This is a genomic window from Massilia sp. H6, from assembly GCF_024802625.1.
Classification (GTDB): domain Bacteria; phylum Pseudomonadota; class Gammaproteobacteria; order Burkholderiales; family Burkholderiaceae_D; genus Telluria.
Window position 1 is genome coordinate 452,433 of record NZ_CP103371.1, and the last position, 16,875, is coordinate 469,307.

Annotated in this window: 19 protein-coding genes, 1 tRNA gene and 1 pseudogene; 8 read left to right on the plus strand and 13 right to left on the minus strand. The window is 61.4% G+C overall.

Annotated features, from left to right (window positions below; all coding sequences use genetic code 11):
- Positions 1-624 precede the first annotated feature (624 nt).
- Both NRS07_RS02000 and NRS07_RS02005 read right to left on the minus strand, forming a co-directional pair.
- The gene (locus tag NRS07_RS02000; protein WP_259210700.1) at positions 625-1,239 is read right to left on the minus strand and encodes a hypothetical protein; all 615 of its coding nucleotides are present in this window, start codon (positions 1,237-1,239) and stop codon (positions 625-627) included.
- A gap of 22 nt (positions 1,240-1,261) precedes the next feature.
- Complete coding sequence (locus tag NRS07_RS02005) at positions 1,262-1,888, minus strand: hypothetical protein (RefSeq protein WP_259210703.1); 627 nt, start codon at positions 1,886-1,888, stop codon at positions 1,262-1,264.
- 361 nt (positions 1,889-2,249) lie between these two features.
- Between NRS07_RS02005 and NRS07_RS02010 the strand changes: the two are divergent.
- A pseudogene (locus NRS07_RS02010) lies at positions 2,250-2,802 on the plus strand (IS3 family transposase); the annotation flags it as partial.
- Positions 2,803-2,858: 56 nt separating this feature from the next.
- Here NRS07_RS02010 and NRS07_RS02015 read toward each other — a convergent pair.
- From NRS07_RS02015 to petA, 6 genes are all read right to left on the minus strand, one after another.
- A tRNA-Thr gene (locus NRS07_RS02015) sits at positions 2,859-2,934 on the minus strand.
- A 26-nt stretch (positions 2,935-2,960) separates the two neighbouring features.
- Positions 2,961-3,449: a ClpXP protease specificity-enhancing factor gene (locus NRS07_RS02020; protein WP_259210706.1), complete on the minus strand. Its 489-nt coding sequence runs from the start codon at positions 3,447-3,449 to the stop codon at positions 2,961-2,963.
- 137 nt (positions 3,450-3,586) lie between these two features.
- On the minus strand, positions 3,587-4,198 hold the full coding sequence (locus NRS07_RS02025) for a glutathione S-transferase N-terminal domain-containing protein (RefSeq protein WP_171085447.1): 612 nt from the start codon (positions 4,196-4,198) through the stop codon (positions 3,587-3,589).
- A gap of 99 nt (positions 4,199-4,297) precedes the next feature.
- A complete protein-coding gene (locus NRS07_RS02030) occupies positions 4,298-5,062 on the minus strand; it encodes a cytochrome c1 (protein ID WP_259210709.1) in 765 nt (254 codons plus the stop codon).
- A gap of 28 nt (positions 5,063-5,090) precedes the next feature.
- The gene (locus tag NRS07_RS02035; RefSeq protein ID WP_259210718.1) at positions 5,091-6,506 is read right to left on the minus strand and encodes a cytochrome b N-terminal domain-containing protein; all 1,416 of its coding nucleotides are present in this window, start codon (positions 6,504-6,506) and stop codon (positions 5,091-5,093) included.
- Position 6,507: 1 nt separating this feature from the next.
- A complete protein-coding gene (petA, locus tag NRS07_RS02040; RefSeq protein WP_259210724.1) occupies positions 6,508-7,122 on the minus strand; it encodes a ubiquinol-cytochrome c reductase iron-sulfur subunit in 615 nt (204 codons plus the stop codon).
- 225 nt (positions 7,123-7,347) lie between these two features.
- On the opposite strand from petA, the gene mscL reads away from it, so the two are divergent.
- Genes mscL through NRS07_RS02060 form a run of 4 tightly spaced genes read left to right on the plus strand, consistent with a single transcriptional unit; the run spans position 7,348 to position 10,085 of the window.
- Complete coding sequence (gene mscL, locus NRS07_RS02045) at positions 7,348-7,758, plus strand: large conductance mechanosensitive channel protein MscL (RefSeq protein ID WP_259210729.1); 411 nt, start codon at positions 7,348-7,350, stop codon at positions 7,756-7,758.
- Positions 7,755-8,945, plus strand: a complete 1,191-nt coding sequence (locus NRS07_RS02050) for a Do family serine endopeptidase (RefSeq protein ID WP_259210741.1) — start codon at positions 7,755-7,757, stop codon at positions 8,943-8,945. Before mscL ends, NRS07_RS02050 begins: the two co-directional genes overlap by 4 nt.
- A gap of 20 nt (positions 8,946-8,965) precedes the next feature.
- Positions 8,966-9,658 carry a DUF2461 domain-containing protein gene (locus NRS07_RS02055; RefSeq protein ID WP_259210743.1) on the plus strand — a complete coding sequence of 231 codons (693 nt, stop codon included), beginning with the start codon at positions 8,966-8,968 and terminating at the stop codon, positions 9,656-9,658.
- A 34-nt stretch (positions 9,659-9,692) separates the two neighbouring features.
- Entirely contained in the window at positions 9,693-10,085 is a 393-nt protein-coding gene (locus NRS07_RS02060) for a cupin domain-containing protein (protein ID WP_259210745.1), read from the plus strand.
- 74 nt (positions 10,086-10,159) lie between these two features.
- Here NRS07_RS02060 and NRS07_RS02065 read toward each other — a convergent pair whose 3' ends face one another.
- From NRS07_RS02065 to NRS07_RS02085, 5 genes are all read right to left on the minus strand, one after another.
- A complete protein-coding gene (locus tag NRS07_RS02065; protein ID WP_259210746.1) occupies positions 10,160-11,191 on the minus strand; it encodes an NAD(P)H-dependent glycerol-3-phosphate dehydrogenase in 1,032 nt (343 codons plus the stop codon).
- Between the two features lie 19 nt (positions 11,192-11,210).
- Positions 11,211-11,651, minus strand: a complete 441-nt coding sequence (locus NRS07_RS02070; RefSeq protein ID WP_259210748.1) for an SH3 domain-containing protein — start codon at positions 11,649-11,651, stop codon at positions 11,211-11,213.
- A 105-nt stretch (positions 11,652-11,756) separates the two neighbouring features.
- The gene (gene secB, locus NRS07_RS02075) at positions 11,757-12,215 is read right to left on the minus strand and encodes a protein-export chaperone SecB (protein ID WP_259210750.1); all 459 of its coding nucleotides are present in this window, start codon (positions 12,213-12,215) and stop codon (positions 11,757-11,759) included.
- Between the two features lie 167 nt (positions 12,216-12,382).
- Positions 12,383-12,646 (minus strand): glutaredoxin 3, encoded by a 264-nt coding sequence (gene grxC, locus NRS07_RS02080; protein ID WP_259210752.1) that lies wholly within the window; start codon positions 12,644-12,646, stop codon positions 12,383-12,385.
- Positions 12,647-12,668: 22 nt separating this feature from the next.
- The gene (locus NRS07_RS02085; RefSeq protein WP_259210754.1) at positions 12,669-13,070 is read right to left on the minus strand and encodes a rhodanese-like domain-containing protein; all 402 of its coding nucleotides are present in this window, start codon (positions 13,068-13,070) and stop codon (positions 12,669-12,671) included.
- Positions 13,071-13,164: 94 nt separating this feature from the next.
- Between NRS07_RS02085 and gpmA the strand changes: the two genes are divergently transcribed.
- The 3 genes from gpmA to NRS07_RS02100 all read left to right on the plus strand — a co-directional run bounded on the left by gpmA (position 13,165) and on the right by NRS07_RS02100 (position 16,851).
- A complete protein-coding gene (gpmA, locus tag NRS07_RS02090; RefSeq protein WP_259210755.1) occupies positions 13,165-13,911 on the plus strand; it encodes a 2,3-diphosphoglycerate-dependent phosphoglycerate mutase in 747 nt (248 codons plus the stop codon).
- A 65-nt stretch (positions 13,912-13,976) separates the two neighbouring features.
- On the plus strand, positions 13,977-15,344 hold the full coding sequence (locus NRS07_RS02095) for a murein hydrolase activator EnvC (RefSeq protein WP_373889879.1): 1,368 nt from the start codon (positions 13,977-13,979) through the stop codon (positions 15,342-15,344).
- A gap of 10 nt (positions 15,345-15,354) precedes the next feature.
- A complete protein-coding gene (locus NRS07_RS02100) occupies positions 15,355-16,851 on the plus strand; it encodes a S41 family peptidase (protein ID WP_259210757.1) in 1,497 nt (498 codons plus the stop codon).
- The last annotated feature ends 24 nt before the right edge of the window (positions 16,852-16,875 follow it).

The window sequence follows — 16,875 nt, forward strand, 5'->3', positions numbered from 1 at the left end:
CTGAAGCACCAGCGACAGGCCGGAATAATGAGGGGGAGCGCGGTGTATCAGTTTTAAATCGCTGGGAAGACGAAATCTGTATCAGCTTTCAATCGCCGTTGACAACCGAGAAGGCGACCTGATCAAGGGCGAAGGCAACCGCTCCCCGGTCGGTACTCTGGTCGAACGTACGACCCGATTCGTGGCGCTGGCTAAGATCGACAATGCCGGCACGCGCTCGGTTGTCGACAGCTTTTCTGCCGTTCTCAACCGGCAGTCGGCGGCGCTGCGCAAATCAATGACGTACGACCAGGGCCGCGAGATGAACGGCTACAAAATCCTCACCAAGCGTACTGGCGTACAGATATCTAATTTTCCGACCCGCACAGTCCGTGGCAGCGCGGCTCCAACGAAAACACCAACGGCTTGCTGCGGCAACACATGCCCAAGGGCTCGGACTTGTCGATCTACTGCCAGGATGAGCTCGACGCCATTGCTCCCTCGCTCAACACCCGGCCACACGAAACGCTTGGCTTGAAAACGCCGCTCGATGTCTACCGAGCATATGGCGCGCTTGCAATTACAGCTCGACGCTTTCCATTAACCCTGGTGATGCAGTTGATTCTTGAGACCGCCAAGGTTGAGCTATTTCCGCGCGTTGCACGGCTTTTCAATCACAGAGTAAAAATAATCCAACACCGCATCGCGCATGGCATTGTCGCTCTTCTTGAAGGTGCCAACCGCAGTGTCCCAGCGATGTACTGATTGGTATTGGTGGCAGCCCTTACCCCGATTGCGTTTCCCTTCGTCAGGATATCCCGCATACAGCCCCAAAACAAAGGGCGCGCCGTGCTGCTTCGGAAACACTAGACGGATATCGGTCAGATCGACGCGGAATCTCGGCCAAGTCTCGTGCTCATACCCTTTTTCCTCTAGCTCCCAGCCCTTTTTTCCGTTGAAAACTGGCTTCCAGCCGCTGGCCTGTCCGAGCGCCATCAATTGGTTCAGGTCATAAAAATTCATCTTGGAATTGATGGGGTAAGGGACGCCCAATGCGTAATCGCACCACCCATCGCCGTTGAAATCAGCATAGATCACTGTCGGTATGTCGTACGCGAAATCAACGCCGAGCTTGGGCAGTTTTGCTTTTGGCATCCTGCAATGAGGAGTGTCGGGGCGCAGCTCAATGACTGGCAGTTGCTCCGCATGCAGGTACGCGAACCTCGGCATCGTCAAAACAACGACGACGACGAGCAGCAAAGAATGGCTCATAAAGGTTGAGCTACTTCCGCGCGTTGCACGGCTTTTCAATCACAGAGTAAAAATAATCCAACACCGCATCGCGCGTGGAATTGTCGCTTTTCTTGAAGGCGCCAATCGTAGCATCCCAGCGGTACACGGAGCTGTACTGGTAGCAGTCATTGCCCATGTTACGTTTCCCGTCGTTAGAGCCTCCCGCGTACAGCCCCAGGACAAACGGTGGGCCCTGCCGCTTCGAAAATACTAATCGAATATCGGTCAGGTCGACTTGAAATCCCGGCCACGTGTTTTCTTCCAGTCCCATTTTCCACAATTCCCAACCTTTCTTTCTGTTTAAAACAGGCTTCCATCCGTGGGCCTGTCCCAAGGCCATCAGTTCGTTAAGGTAGTATCCCTTCATATTGGAGTTAAGCGGATAGGGTACTCCCAGTGCATAATCGCACCAGCTATCGCCATTGAAATCGGCCTTGATCTCAGTTGGTATGTCGTTCTCGAAATCGGCGCCTAGTTTTGGCAGTTTTGCTTTTGGCATTCTGCATGTTGGCGCATCGGGCCGCAGGTCGATTTTCTGCGATGCGGCGGCATTCACGCGGGCGGGCGTCGATATCGCCAGTCCAATGGCTACAATCAGCGCTGGGATATGCTTCATCGTGGTCACCTCAGACTTAGTGTTCGTATTTGGAGGCCTCTTGTATCCCCCAAATCGACGGAACAGCGCAGCGAACGCCAGTCCCCGCGACCAGCCGTGCTGATGAATTCGCATACGTAGTCCCGCACATATGGGGGTTACGCTGATGTTTGCCGAAGTGCCGCCTCCACCGCGATTGTGAATAATGGCTATTCGCCGCGCCAGTTCTTTCTCGATGACCAGTTGGCATGTCTTATGTGCCTCGGTTCCTGGTGGTTCAGGGGCGAGTATTTTCATTTTGAAACTTCCCCGGGAGGCCAGTGATGATTGGTATCAATTACTTTCCAAATGGAATTTTCCAGGCGTTTTTTGTGAAAAGTGCCCGTCGGGCTACTGGCACCACGATGCGCCTCAACGCAACCTGTCACCGCGCTGTGCCCGCGTCCAGCGCGGCGACGTGCTGAACGTCGACATCGAGCGGGTCTGGTAGGCGAACCTGCAGGTCTACGGGGCCGACATGGTTTGGCGCCAACTGCAGCGTGAGGGAACTGACGTGGCCCGCCGCACAGTGGTGCGCCTGATGCGCAAATCCGGGCTGCGTGGCCTTATGCGAGGCAAGGTCGCGCGTACAACTGTGGCCGATCCGAAGGCGCCATGCCGACTCGACTGCATCAACCGCCAGCTTAAGGCCCAGCGACTGAACTAGTTGCGGGTCTCCGACTTCACGTACGTCTCGACTAGGCAGGGTATTGTCTACGTCGCCTTCGTCATCAACGTCTCCGCCCGGCAATCGTCGGCTGGCAACTCAGCGGCTTGATGCGGATTGACTACGTACTCAACGCACTGGCACAGGCGCTGTACGCGCGTCAGCCGGAACGCAATGGGCTGGTCCACATAGAGACAGGGGCTCCCTGGCAGCCTCTACAAGGCTGAGCTGAGCATAGAAAGCAAAAAAGCCCAGCTATCGTGGCTGGGCTTTTTGCTTGATTACTGGTGCCGGCTGCCGGTTTCGAACTGGCCACCTGATGATTACAAATCAACTGCTCTACCAAATGAGCTAAGCCGGCGTGATCTTTACGGCAAGGATTATACCTTATTTGATCCGTGTTAAGGTCGGACGTCCGCCCTTCTTGGGTGGTTCGTCGTTGTCGTTTGGCGACGCCGCCGAGTCGGCAGGGGCTTGCGCCTGCTGACTGTCCGGCACCGCCGACAGTCCTGGTGCGGCAGGCGCTGCATCAGCTGCGGCTGCGGCTGGTGCCTCGGAGGCCGTCGTGTCCACCTCGAAGGCCATGCCCTGGCCGTTTTCGTTGGCATAGATTGCCAGCACGTTTTGCACCGGAATGTAGAGCTCGCGCGACACGCCGCCGAAACGGGCGCGGAAGTGGATCGCGTCGTTGTCCATCTTCAGGCCCGAGGTGGCGCCGTAGCTGATGTTCAGGACGATCTCGCCCTTGCGCACGAATTCCATCGGCACCGTTGTGGCGGCATCGACCTTGACTGCGAGATAGGGGGTGAAGCCGCTGTCCGTGCACCATTCGTAGATGGCGCGCAGCAGGTAGGGCTTGGTGGAGATGTCTGACATTGGCTCTGGTGGATAGCAATACTGTTAGTCCACGCCAGTCTACTGGATTGGCTCGACGAGCGTCCGAAACTGGCGTGTACCGGATCGGCGATGCAGGTGACGGAGATGGACCGCGTCACCTGCATCAACGCGTCGATTTAACGGCGCATGACTTTCTCGGACGGGGTCAGCGCTTCGATATAGGCTGGACGCGAGAAAATGCGTTCGGCGTATTTCATCAGCGGGGCCGCGGTCTTCGACAGCTCGATGCCGTAATGGTCCAGGCGCCACAGCAGCGGGGCGATCGCCACGTCCAGCATCGAGAACTCGTCGCCGAGCATGTACTTGTTCTTCAGGAACAGTGGCGCCAGCGTGGTCAGGCGGTCGCGGATTTCGGTGCGGGCCTTGTCGTGGCTCTTGTCGTTCGTCTTGTTGCGCTCGCTTTCCAGCACGTGCACGTGGACGAACAGTTCTTTTTCAAAATTGAACAGCATCAGGCGGGCACGGGCGCGCATGAGCGGGTCGGCCGGCATCAGTTGCGGATGCGGGAAGCGCTCGTCGATGTACTCGTTGATGATGTTCGATTCGTACAGGATCAGTTCGCGCTCGACCAGGATCGGCACCTGGCCATACGGATTCATGGTCGAGATGTCTTCAGGCTTGTTGAACAGGTCGACGTCGCGCACCTCGAAGTCCATGCCCTTTTCGAACAGGACCAGGCGGCAGCGTTGGGAGAACGGGCACGTGGTGCCGGAGTAGAGAACCATCATGGTTTATAGTTCCTTAAGAAACAAAGGGGTGAAGCGCCTAGCGACTCACCCCGAAAAATGATTGCCCGTATTATAGCCAACCGGGCAATGAAAGCGAATTTACTTGACGTCTTTCCAGTACGATTCGTTCAGGCGCCAGGCCAGGAATGCGAAAACGGACAGGAATAACAACACAATAACGCCCAACTTCTTGCGTGTGTCTTGCGCTGGCTCAGCCATCCAGCTGAGATAGGCAACCAGGTCGGCCGTCGCGGTGTCGAATTCCTGCTGGTTCATCGTGCCTGGCGTGACCTGCTCGAAGCCCACGAACTTGTGGATCTTCTTGCCCGGCTCGTGCGGGTCGTTGACGTCCTCGAACTTGGCGCTGCGAATGCCCTGCAACTGCCACATGGCATGCGGCATCGCCACGTTCGGCAAGACCATGTTATTCCAGCCGGTCGGGCGCTCGCTGTCGGCGTAGAAAGTGCGCAGGTAGGTGTACAGGTAGTCGGCGCCGGTACCGGCCGGCGACGACTTGGCGCGTGCAATCACCGACAAGTCGGGCGGCACCGCGCCGAACCACGCCTTGGCGTCGTCCGGGCGCATGGCCGTCGTCATCATGCCGCCGACCTTGTCTTGTGTGAACAACAGGTTGGTCTTGATCTGCTCTTCGGTCAGACCAATGTCGCGCAGGCGGTTATAGCGCATGCTCGATGCCGAGTGGCAGTTCAGGCAGTAGTTGACGAACAGCTTGGCGCCGTTTTGCAGCGACGACATGTCGGCCCGCTCGGGCGCCGACTCGAGCGGGAAGCCGCCTGCGGCGGCGAATGCCAGTCCTGGCACCAGCGCCAGGACTGCGATAAGTTTCTTCGCAAACAATTTCATGTGATGTCCTTGGGCTCTCGTTCTTCGGTCAGTGGGGCGTGAAGGTCACGCGCGTTGGCACCGGCTTGAACCGGCCCATCGTGCTCCACCACGGCATCAACAGGAAGAACGCAAAGTACAGCAGGGTCGCCACTTGCGAGATCAGCGTGTAGGCGGTGGTCGGCAGCTGGGTACCGAGGTAGCCAAGGATCACGAAGCACAGCCCGAAGACGATGTACACGTACTTGTGCCAGTCAGGACGGTAGCGGATCGAGCGCACCGGCGAATGGTCGAGCCATGGCAGCAGGGCAATAATCATCACCGACGAACCGAACAGCACCACGCCCCAGAATTTCGCATCCAGCACCTGTGGCAGCATGCCGATCACCAGCACCAGGCCGATCGCAGCGACGATCAGCTTGGTGCGGAAGGCCAGGCGCGACTTGAGCCAGATAAACACGACGTAGGCGGCGACGGCGGCCATCATCACGTACATGAAGTCGGCGGTGGTGGCGCGCAGTACCGAGTAGAACGGCGTGAAGTACCAGGTCGGCGCGATGTGCGCCGGGGTTTTCATCGAATCGGCCGGCAGGAAGTTGTTGTATTCCAGGAAGTAGCCGCCCATCTCGGGCGCAAAGAACACGATTGCCGAGAAAATCAGCAGGAATACCGACACGCCGAAGAAGTCCTTGGTCGAATAGTACGGGTGCGACGGGATCGCATCGACCGGATGGCCATCCGGACCGATGTTGTCCTTGATGTCGATGCCGTCCGGGTTGTTCGAACCGACTTCGTGCAGCGCGATCAGGTGGGCGGCGACCAGGCCCAGGATCACCAGCGGCAGCGCGATGACGTGGAAGGCGAAGAAGCGGTTCAGGGTGGCGTCGGAGACGACATAGTCGCCGCGGATCCAGAGCGACAGGTCAGGGCCGATCAGCGGGATCGCGCCGAACAGGTTGACGATCACTTGTGCGCCCCAGTACGACATCTGGCCCCATGGCAGCAGGTAGCCAAAGAAGGCCTCGGCCATCAGGCACAAGAAGATCGCAAAGCCAAAAATCCAGATCAGTTCGCGCGGCTTGCGGTAAGAGCCATACATCAGGCCGCGTGCCATGTGCAGGTAGACCACGATGAAGAACATCGAGGCGCCGGTCGAGTGCATGTAGCGCACCAGCCAGCCCCACGGCACTTCGCGCATGATGTATTCGACCGAACCGAAGGCCAGGTTGGCGTCCGGCTTGTAGTGCATGGTCAGGAAGATGCCGGTAACGATCTGCAGCACCAGCACCAGCATCGCCAGCGAGCCGAAGATGTACCAGAAGTTGAAATTTTTCGGAGCGTAGTACTTGCCCCACTGGTCGTTCCACAGCTTCGACAGCGGGAACCGGTCGTCAACCCAGGCCAGGGCCTTCTGGCCGGCCGGTGCGGTGTCCGGGAGCTTCGTTTCTTTGAATGCGCCTGCCATGTTACGCCTCGCCTTTCTCGTCTTTGCCGATCACCATGCGCGTATCGGACAGGTACATGTACGGTGGGACGTCCATATTGGTCGGCGCCGGCTTGTTCTTGAACACGCGCGCGGACAGGTCGAAGGTCGAGCCGTGGCAAGGGCACAGGAAGCCGCCCGGCCAGTCGTCGGGCAGGTTCGGCTGGGGGCCGGAGGCCAGGCGCGACGACGGCGAGCAGCCAAGGTGGGAGCAGATCCCAACCGTGACCAGCACTTCCTTGTGTTCGGTACGCGCGCGGAAAGGGTTCTTGGCGTATTCCGGCGTCGGCAGCTGGTACTCCTTCTCGGAGTGCGGGTCGGCCAGCTCGCCCGTATCTTTCTCGAGGGTGGCCATCATTTCGGGCGTGCGGCGCAGGATCCATACCGGCTTGCCGCGCCATTCGACGACCTTCATTTCCCCCGGCTTGACGTCCGCGATATCGACCTCGACCGGAGCACCGGCGGCTTTCGCACGCTCGGACGGCTGGAAGGTACTGACGAGGACGCCCGCCGTGGATACTCCAACGACGCCGCCTGCCGCGCATGTAGCGACGAGCAGCCCGCGTCGGCCTGAATCGACCTGTTTTTCGTTACTCATACCAACCCCACTCCGTGAAAATACGAACTTTAAGAATCAAGTAAAGAGCTTTCAGCAACACAAAATTATATGTGAACGGCAATAACGATTGGAAAATAATTATCAACCGGACACAACAAGCTTGAAATCTGAAGCGGTTTTGCTGTCGTGCGAGGGCGTGCGTAGCTGCCCCAAGGCTTGCGGTATGATGAACACCATTGCCTCAATAGTAACGAAAGGGCTGGCATGAGCATGGTGGAAGAGTTTAAAAAGTTCGTAACGCGAGGCAACGTCGTCGATCTTGCCGTCGGCGTGATCATTGGCGGCGCGTTCGGGCGGATTGTCGATTCTCTGGTCAAGGACATCATTATGCCGCCGATCGGAGCGTTGTTGGGTGGCCTCGATTTCGCCAATTATTATGTGCCCCTGAACGGCCAGGGCACAAGTTTGCCACTGCTCGAGGCGCAGAAAGCCGGCGCCGTGCTCGCTTACGGCAATTTCTTGACCATCCTCCTGAACTTTATCCTGCTGGCGTTTGTCATCTTTCAGATGGTGCGCATGGTGAACCGCCTGCGCAAGCCGGTCGTCCCCCCCACCGTGGCCGAGGCTGAAGAAATCCGGCTCCTGCGCGAAATTCGTGACGCGTTGACAAAGTGAAAGACGGCAACCTCACTCCCATCCAGCCAGTCCGCCCCGTCAGGCGGCTGTGGCTGCTATTTGCCCAGACAGTCACGGTCGCGCTGGCCATTTATGTCGTGGTGGCCGCGATGCGTCCCGAATGGCTCGAACGCGCCCCCACGCAAGTGACAATCGGCACCGCGGGCAAGGCCGTGCCAGTCCTGCAGGGGCCGCCCCTGCCGGCCAGCGGCAGCTACCGCGATGCCGCCGGACGCGCCATGCCGGCGGTCGTCAATATCCTCACCAGCAAGGCGTCGCGCGAGACCCATCCGCTGATGAAAGACCCGTTATTCCGGCGTTTCTTCGGCGACCGCCTGCCGCCCGAGGAGCAGCTGGCCAGTCTCGGCTCGGGCGTGATCGTCAGTGGCGATGGCTATATCCTGACCAATAACCACGTGGTCGAAGGCGCCGATGCCATCGAAGTCGGACTGGCCGATGGGCGCAAGATCGCGGCGCGCATCGTCGGCACCGACCCTGAGACCGACCTGGCCGTGATCCGCATCTCGGCGCGCGACCTGCCGGTGATGGTGCTGGGCGACCCCGAGCGGGCGCGCGTTGGCGACGTGGTGCTGGCCATCGGCAACCCGTTCGGGGTTGGCCAGACGGTCACGCTGGGCATCATTTCTGCGCTCGGGCGCAACAACCTGCACATCAACCACTTTGAAAACTTCATCCAGACCGATGCCGCGATCAATTTCGGCAACTCCGGCGGGGCGCTGGTCGATACCAATGGCCAGCTGCTCGGGATTAATTCGGCGATTTATTCGCAGACCGGCGGCTCGGTTGGCATCGGGTTTGCCATTCCTGTCAACACGGCAAAGACCGTGCTTGACTCGATCGTCCAGCACGGCACGGTGGTGCGCGGCTGGATCGGCGTCGAATCCCAGGACATCACGCCCGAACTGGCCCGCAGTTTCAGCCTGGGCCGCGAGAGCGGCACCATCATCGCCGGGGTGGTGCGCGGCGGCCCGGCCCACCGCGCCGGGGTGCAGCCGGGCGACATCCTGGTTGCCGTCGGCGCAAAGCCGGTGGCCAATACCCGCGAGATGCTCAACCTGATCGCTCAGCTCGAGCCGGGAGAACAGGCGCAACTCCGTATCCTGCGCAAGAACCGCGAGGCCACGCTCGACGTTACCGTCGGCACGCGCCCACGCCCGCCCCAGTAACTTTATTTTTTGGAACCCGCATGCACCTGCGCGACCTGACGCAATTTTTAAGCGAGCTCAGCGAAAACAACAACCGCCCCTGGTTCATCATGAACAAGCCGCGCTACGACATCCTGCGCGCGGAATTCCTCGACGTCGTCACCGAGCTGATCCGCGAACTGGGCAGCTTCGACAAGCAGGTGGCCGGCTGCGACCCCAAGAAGGCGATGTTCCGCATTCACCGCGACGTGCGCTTTGCCAAGGACAAGCGGCCCTATAAAACCCATTTCTCGGCTGGCATCGCACCGCTCGACAAGCGCCGCCCGAGCGCGGCCGGTGGTCCGACCTATTATTTCCACATCGAGCCCAATGGCAATTTGCTGTTTGGGGCCGGCGAATACCTGCCGCCGGCGCCACGCTTGAAGGCGATCCGCGAGCATCTCGTCAACGATGCGCCAGGCTTCACCAAAATGTTGAAGAATAAGCATCTACGGACGACCTATGGCGACTTGCAGCAAGAAGACAAGCTGCAGCGTCCTCCAAAAGGTGTCGATCCGAATCATCCCCTGGTCGAATACCTGAAGCTCAAGAGCTTTTTCGTCTGGGTCGAGGTGCCGCTGCTGCTGAACGCACCCGAGCTACTGGTGCCGCAACTGGCCAGCGGCATGAAGGACGCATTCGCGCTGGTCAGCTGGCTGCGCACGGTGCCGCAACAGCACGACGAGCCGCAATAACACCCTGTTCATACATTCATTACGGAGGGCGACTATGGCCTTGCAACATGCAGTTTCGGGCGAACGTATTGCCTTGCAGCGCGACGACACCGACATCGCCCATTTCACCTCGATTGCACTGATCAAGACCGATCACCTGGAATTGATCCGCTTGGTGCTGCCGAAAGAAAAGCCGATGCCTGAGCACCGGTTGGAGGGCGAAATGACGCTGGTCTGCCTCGAGGGCGAAATTGCGGTTGACGCGCATGGCCGCACCACCATCCTGCAGCCCAACGAGATGGTCTACCTGGCGGGCGGAGAGCCGCATGCGATCCGGGCAAACCAGGATGCGGTGGCCTTGATGACCATTTTGCTGGGACAGGGGCGCTCGGGTGGGGCGGCCAGCGAAGCCAGGGCCGCCAGACCCGATTCCACCGGTCCAGCCTAGGTTCCGGCCGGCACCGGCACCGGCACCGGCATTAGCGGGTGTGGCGCTGGCGTGCAATGCGCAGCGCCATCGCTTTACGCTACCTCATCCCTCGGATCGCGTGCCAGCAACTGCTGCGCCATCTCGGTTGCCGCTACCCCTTCGAACAGTACCGCCGCCACGGCGTCGGTGATCGGCATGTCCACGCCCAGCCGCTGCGCCAGCGCGCGCACCGACTTGGCGCAGGGAACGCCTTCCGCGACATGCCCGAGTTCGGCCACGATGGTATCGAGCTGCTTGCCTTGCGCCAGCGCCAGCCCGACGCGCCGGTTGCGCGACAAATCGCCCGTGCAAGTCAGGATCAGGTCACCCATGCCGCTCAAACCCATGAAGGTGCCGGGTTGGGCGCCCAGGGTTACGCCCAGGCGGGTGATCTCGGCCAGTCCACGCGTGATCAAGGCCGCACGCGCGTTCAGGCCCAGCCCCAGTCCGTCGGCCGCGCCGGTGGCGATCGCCATCACGTTTTTCACTGCGCCGCCGACTTCCACGCCGACGATGTCGTCGCAGGCATAGACCCGCAGGTTGTTGCCGTGGGCTGCGGCAACCACGCGCTCGCGCAGCGCGCCCGAGGTCGACGCCACGCTCAGCGCGCAGGGCAGGGCGCGCGCGACTTCTTGGGCAAACGATGGCCCGGACAGCGCCGCGCCGGGTACCGTCTCGCCCAGTATTTCGAGCACGACCTGGTGCGGCAGCAGGCCGGTGCCGGCTTCGAAGCCCTTGCACAGCCACACGACGTTGGGAATCGCGCGGCCCTTCAATTGTTGCAGCAGCGGGCGCAGGCCGGCCACCGGGCAGGCCAGGATCAGCAGCGGCGCTTCGTCTTCGTGGGCATCGATGACATGCGCCAGCGCGGCTTCGAGATCGGCGCCGACGCGCAGGCTGGCAGGCAGCGCAAAGCCCGGCAGGTAATGCAGGTTCTCGCGCGCGGCAGCGGTCTCGGCCATCTGTTCTGGGTTGCGTCCCCACAGCAAAACGTCGTGGCGGTCCGCCAGCGCAATCGCTACGGCGGTGCCCCAGGCGCCAGCGCCGAGGACGGTAATCTTGGAAATGTTTTTTGTTTGTTGCATGTTTTTTAAGCAATCGACATTACAGGCCCCAGACGTCGGACGGGCGCACGAAGCCCATGATGCCATCGCGATGGCGCACGCGCACCCAGGTCGATGCGGTCGGGTCGACCAGTTCGAGTACGACGCCCTTGTCGGCAGTCATGAGCACAGCTGCAGATTCGTCCGGCGCGGCAAATACCCTGGCCCCGGGCGTGCTGACGAGCACGTTGCGGCGGGCCCGCAGGCCGGTCGCTTCGGTCCAGGCCAGTTCGCCACTCACGTCGCGTACCTTGACCCAGTCGCCATAGCTGAGCACTACCTGCAGCGGCATGGCGCGCGGGGCGATGTACAGCTTGACGCCCCTGGTAGTGGGGGTGTCGTACAGGATCACCGGGGCCGGGCCGACGCTGCGAAATTCGGCCGCGAGCGCTGACGGTGCTGCCAGGACGAGCACGCATGCAAGGCGGCAAAATGGGAACATGGCGGGCCTGGGAAAGGAACGGAACCGCAGTGTAACCGGGGACGACCACCGTAGGGGGGCCGGAAGGCAGGCGGGCACCAGACTGCGGCGCCCGCGAAGAGTGGCTTACTGCGCCGGTGCTGCGGCAGCTTCGGTCATTGCCTGCTGGCGCTGCTGGTAAAAGGCTTCGAAGTTGATCTCGGCCAGGTGTACCGGCGGGAAGCCAGCGCGGCTGATCACGTCGGCGATGTTGGCGCGCAGATATGGGTAGACGATGTTCGGGCAACCGATTCCCAGCAGCGGATCCATCTGGTCAGCAGGGATGTTGCGCGCTTCGAAGATGCCAGCCTGCTTGCCTTCGACCAGGAAAGCGACCTTGTCCTTGACCTTGGCGGTGACGGTGATGGTCACGGTCGACTCGTAGATGCCGTCGGCCAGGCTGTCGGCACCGACGTCGAGCGACACTTCGATGGTCGGAGCTTCCTGCTCAAGGAAGATTGCCGGGGAATTCGGTTGCTCCAGCGACATGTCTTTCAGATAGACGCGTTGGATTTGGAAGACTGGTTGCAGGTTTTCGTCGGACATGGAACGCTTTCGTGAATGTTTGAATGGACGGACGCGCCGTCACGGTGCTTTGGTCAAACGCGACGGTAATTGTATCAAAATCAATTTGGAAGCAATACCCCTCGTGCGGCAAGCCGGAAGCCCGTCAATACGGGCTGGGCGCGGCGCGCACGAAGTTCAAGGCAGACTCAGGCGCCCTGGAGCATGGCATCGAGCCGGCCGGCCTGGTCGAGCGCATACAGGTCGTCGAAGCCGCCCACGTGGGTATCGCCCACGTAGATTTGCGGCACGGTGCGGCGGCCGGTGCGCTGCATCATGATCTGGCGTTGCTCCGGGTCCAGGTCAACGCGGATGCGTTCGATCTCGGTCACGCCTTTGCCTTCGAGCAGGCGCTCGGCGCGGACGCAGTATGGGCAGCTGGCGGTGTGGTACAGGACGACGTGTGCAGCCATGGTGATTCCTTCCTAAAGTTGTTTACTTGGTTACCGGCAAACCAGCCGCGGTCCATGCCGCCAGGCCGCCTTCGAGCGCATGCGCTTCTTCGAAGCCGGCAGCCTGGAGCTGGCGCACCGCCTTGTCGGCGCGCGCGCCGTTCTGGCACACGACGATGATGGTGCGGCCCTTGGACTTGTCCAGTTCGCCGATACGATTGCCCAAGTCTGCCAGTGGGATGTTTTTTGCGTCGCGCACATGGCCGGCTGCGAATTCGTCGGCGCTGCGCACGTCCAGCACGACGGTCTTGCCACGGTTGATCATCTGCGTGGCCTGCAGCGGCGAGGCGCGCTTGCCGCGCGGCGCCAGGGCTGGCCAGAGCAGGGCAGCGCCCGAAACGACAGCGATTGCCACAACGAAGATATTATCGATAATGAAATTCACAAGGCTTCCAATGGTTGAACTGAATCGGCGCATTATAAAATAGATGCACGACCGGATATCAATCGCAGTATTTTCTTCATTTAAAGTTGAGCTTATGTACAAAATCGTATTCATGCGCCACGGCGAATCCACCTGGAACCTGGCCAACCGGTTCACCGGCTGGGTCGACGTCGACCTGACCGAAAAAGGCATCCAAGAGGCCAAGAACGCTGGCCGCGCGCTGCGCGACGCTGGCTTCACCTTCGACCTGACCTATACCTCGGTGCTCAAGCGCGCCATCCGTACCCTGTGGCTGGCCATGGACGAGATGGACGCGATGTATTTGCCGGTCAAGAACGACTGGCGCCTGAACGAGCGCCACTATGGCGCCCTGCAGGGTCTGGACAAGGCTGAAACGGCAGCGAAATACGGCGACGAGCAGGTGCTGGTCTGGCGCCGCAGCTACGACACCCCGCCCCCGGCCCTGGCTGCCGACGACGAGCGCACCTCGTTCCACGACCCGCGCTATGCCGGCCTGGACAAGGCGCAGATTCCCTTGACCGAATGCCTGAAAGACACCGTGGCGCGCGTCATGCCTTGCTGGAACGAGGAAATCGCGCCTGCAATCCGTGCTGGCAAGAACATCCTGGTCTCGGCCCACGGCAACAGCCTGCGCGCCATCATCAAGATGCTGGACAACATCAGCGACACCGATATCGTCGGCCTGAACATTCCAAACGGCCAGCCGCTGGTGTACGAACTCGATGCCGATCTCAAGCCGATCAAGAGCTATTACCTGGGCGACCAGGCCGCCATCGCCGCTGCCGTCGCGGCCGTGGCCAACCAAGGGAAGGCCAAGTAAATTTGCGTTTGCCATTCATGAAGTCGGCCGCCGGCGCACTGTTGTGCGCCGCCTTGTGCACATCCATGGCCATCGCGCTGTCCAGCCCTGCCTACGCCCAACGCCAGACCGACCGCAGCCGCCAGAAGGTGACGGCGGAAAAGCAGCGCGCCGGGATCCAGCAGCAGCTCAAGGCGATCAAGCGCGAGATCGCCCGCACCGAAAGCGAGAAAGAAGACGCGGCCGACGAGCTGGCCGAGTCCGAGGCCGCCATTTCCGACGCCAACCGCGCGCTGCGCGATCTGGCCGAAGAGCAAGACCTTACCAGCACCCGCGTCAACGCCCTGGCGCAGGAACAGGCGCAGCTCGGACAAACAATTGTTAATCAAAAGAAACAATTGTCCAGTCTCTTGCGCGAGCACTACGTGGCCGGTAACGAAGACCGGATCAAGCTGCTGCTGTCCGGCGACAATCCGAACCGCATCAACCGCGACCTGCAGCTGATGGCCTATGTCTCGCAAGCCCAGGCCAGGCTGCTCGCTTCGCTGCGCACCAATCTGGCCCAGGTCGAAGCCAACCGCGACAAGGTCGAGAACGCCCAACAAGAGCTGCAAGAAATCGCCGATGAGCAGCGCGACCAGAAAGCGCTGTTGGAAAAGGAAAAAGGGCGGCGCACTGCGCTGCTGCAGAATTTATCGACCAAGCTGTCCGACCAGCGCAAGCAGGCCGACCGCCTGCAGCGCGACGAACAGCGCATGAGCGGCCTGGTCGACCGTTTGACGCGTCTGCTGCGAGAGCAGGCCGAGGCCGAGCAGCGCCGCCAGGTGGCGCTGGCTGCTGCCAGGGCCAAGGCACAAGCCGAGGAAAAAGCCCGCGCGCTGGCACGCGCCAAGCTCGCGGCCGAGCGGGCCGAACGCGAACGTATTGCGCGCCAAAACGCCAAACCGGGCACCAAGCCAGCACCCGAGCCTGAGCCCGAGCCACCGCAAGTGGCCGAGCAAGCCAAGCCGGTCGAGAAACCGGCGGCCGAGATCACGCTGGCCCCGGCAGCGCCAAGCGGCGCCTTTGCCAGCCTGCGCGGACGCCTGAGCGCGCCGGTTAGCGGCAGCATTGCTGCCAGGTTCGGCGCCCGCCGTGGCGAAGGGCCGACCTGGAAAGGCATGTTCATCAAGGCACCCGAAGGAACCGAGATCCGCGCGGTCGGATCGGGGCGCGTGGTGCACGCCGACTGGATGCGCGGCTTCGGCAACCTGATCATCATCGACCACGGCGGCGAGTACCTGTCGATCTACGGAAACAACTCGGCGCTGCTGAAACGCCCGGGCGACATGGTGCGCGCTGGCGAGGCCGTTGCGAGTGCCGGCAACACCGGCGGCAACGCGGAATCGGGGCTATACTTTGAACTCAGGCATCGCGGCAAGGCCTTCGATCCGGCAAGCTGGATCAAATTCTAAGGGCACATTTATGAGCAGCAAAGCAAAGAATTTCAGCCTGATCGGCCTGGGGATGGTGGCTGGCGTGGCCGCGTCGTTCCAGTTCTCGGCCCATGCGCAGAAAGACGTCCAGTCGCCGTTGCCGCTGGACGAGCTGCGCCAGCTGGCCGATGTGTACGGCCTGATCAAGACCGATTATGTCGAACCGGTCGAAGACAAGAAGCTCTTGTCCGAAGCCATCGGCGGCATGGTCGGTTCGCTCGACCCGCACTCCACCTATCTCGACCGCAAAGCCTTCCGCGAGATGCAGGAAGCGGTGCAGGGCAAGTTCGTCGGCGTGGGCATCGAGGTCGCCAGCGAAGACGGCTATGTCAAGGTGATTGCCCCGATCGAGGATACGCCGGCGCACAAGGCCGGCATCAAGTCGGGCGACCTGATCACCCGCATCGATAATGTGCCGGTGCGCAATATGTCGATCGACGATGCGATCAAGCGCATGCGCGGCAAGCCCGGTACCAAGGTCACGCTGACGATTGCCCGCCGCGGTGAAGACCGCCCCTGGGTGCTGCCGCTGGCGCGCGAGCAAATCGTGGTCCAGAGCGTCAAGGCCAAGATGGTCGAGCCGGGCTATGCCTGGCTGCGCGTGAGCCAGTTCCAAGAAAACACCGTCGACGAACTGGCGAAAAAGGCCAAGGCGCTGTATGCCGAGAACCCGGACATCAAGGGTTTGGTACTCGACCTGCGCAACGATCCGGGCGGGCTGCTGCCGGGTGCGATTGGGGTGTCGGCCGCCTTCCTGCCCAACCCAGATCAATTGATCGTCTCGACCAAGGGTCAGTTGCCTGATTCTAACCAGCAGTTCTACGGCCGCCGCGAGCACTACGCGCCGCGCGGCGCCGATCCGCTGGCCGGACTGCCGGCAGGCTTGAAAACGGTGCCGATGGTGGTGCTGGTCAATGGTGGCTCGGCCTCGGCCTCGGAAATCGTCGCCGGCGCGCTGCAAGACTACAAGCGCGCCATCGTCATGGGCAGCCAGACCTTCGGCAAGGGCTCGGTGCAGACCCTGCGCCAGCTCTCGGCCGATACCGCGGTAAAGCTGACCACGGCGCGCTACTACACGCCGCAAGGCCGTCCGATCCAGGCCACCGGCATCGCGCCCGACCTGCGCGTGGACGAGACCCTGGAAGGCGACGCGCTGGCCGTGCTGCGCGTGCGCGAAGCAGACCTGCAAAGGCACCTGGCGAGCGAAGCCGAAGCTGCCGATGAAAAAGCCCGGACGCCGTCGGCCAAGGATGCCCGCGTGGCACTCGAAGCGCAGCAGCGCGCGCTCGCGCAACTGAAAGACCGCAAGCCGCTCGACTACGGCAGCAAGGACGACTTCCAGCTGGCCCAGGCGCTGAATCATTTCAAAGGGCAGAAGGTCGTGCTGGCCAAGGTCGATGCCGATGCCGCCAAGCCGGCGGCCCCGAAGGTGCTGCCGGGGATGGAGACCAAGCCGCCGGAACTGAAGGCGCCGCCGAAAAAATAAGCATCGGCAGTGCGCTGCTGGCTC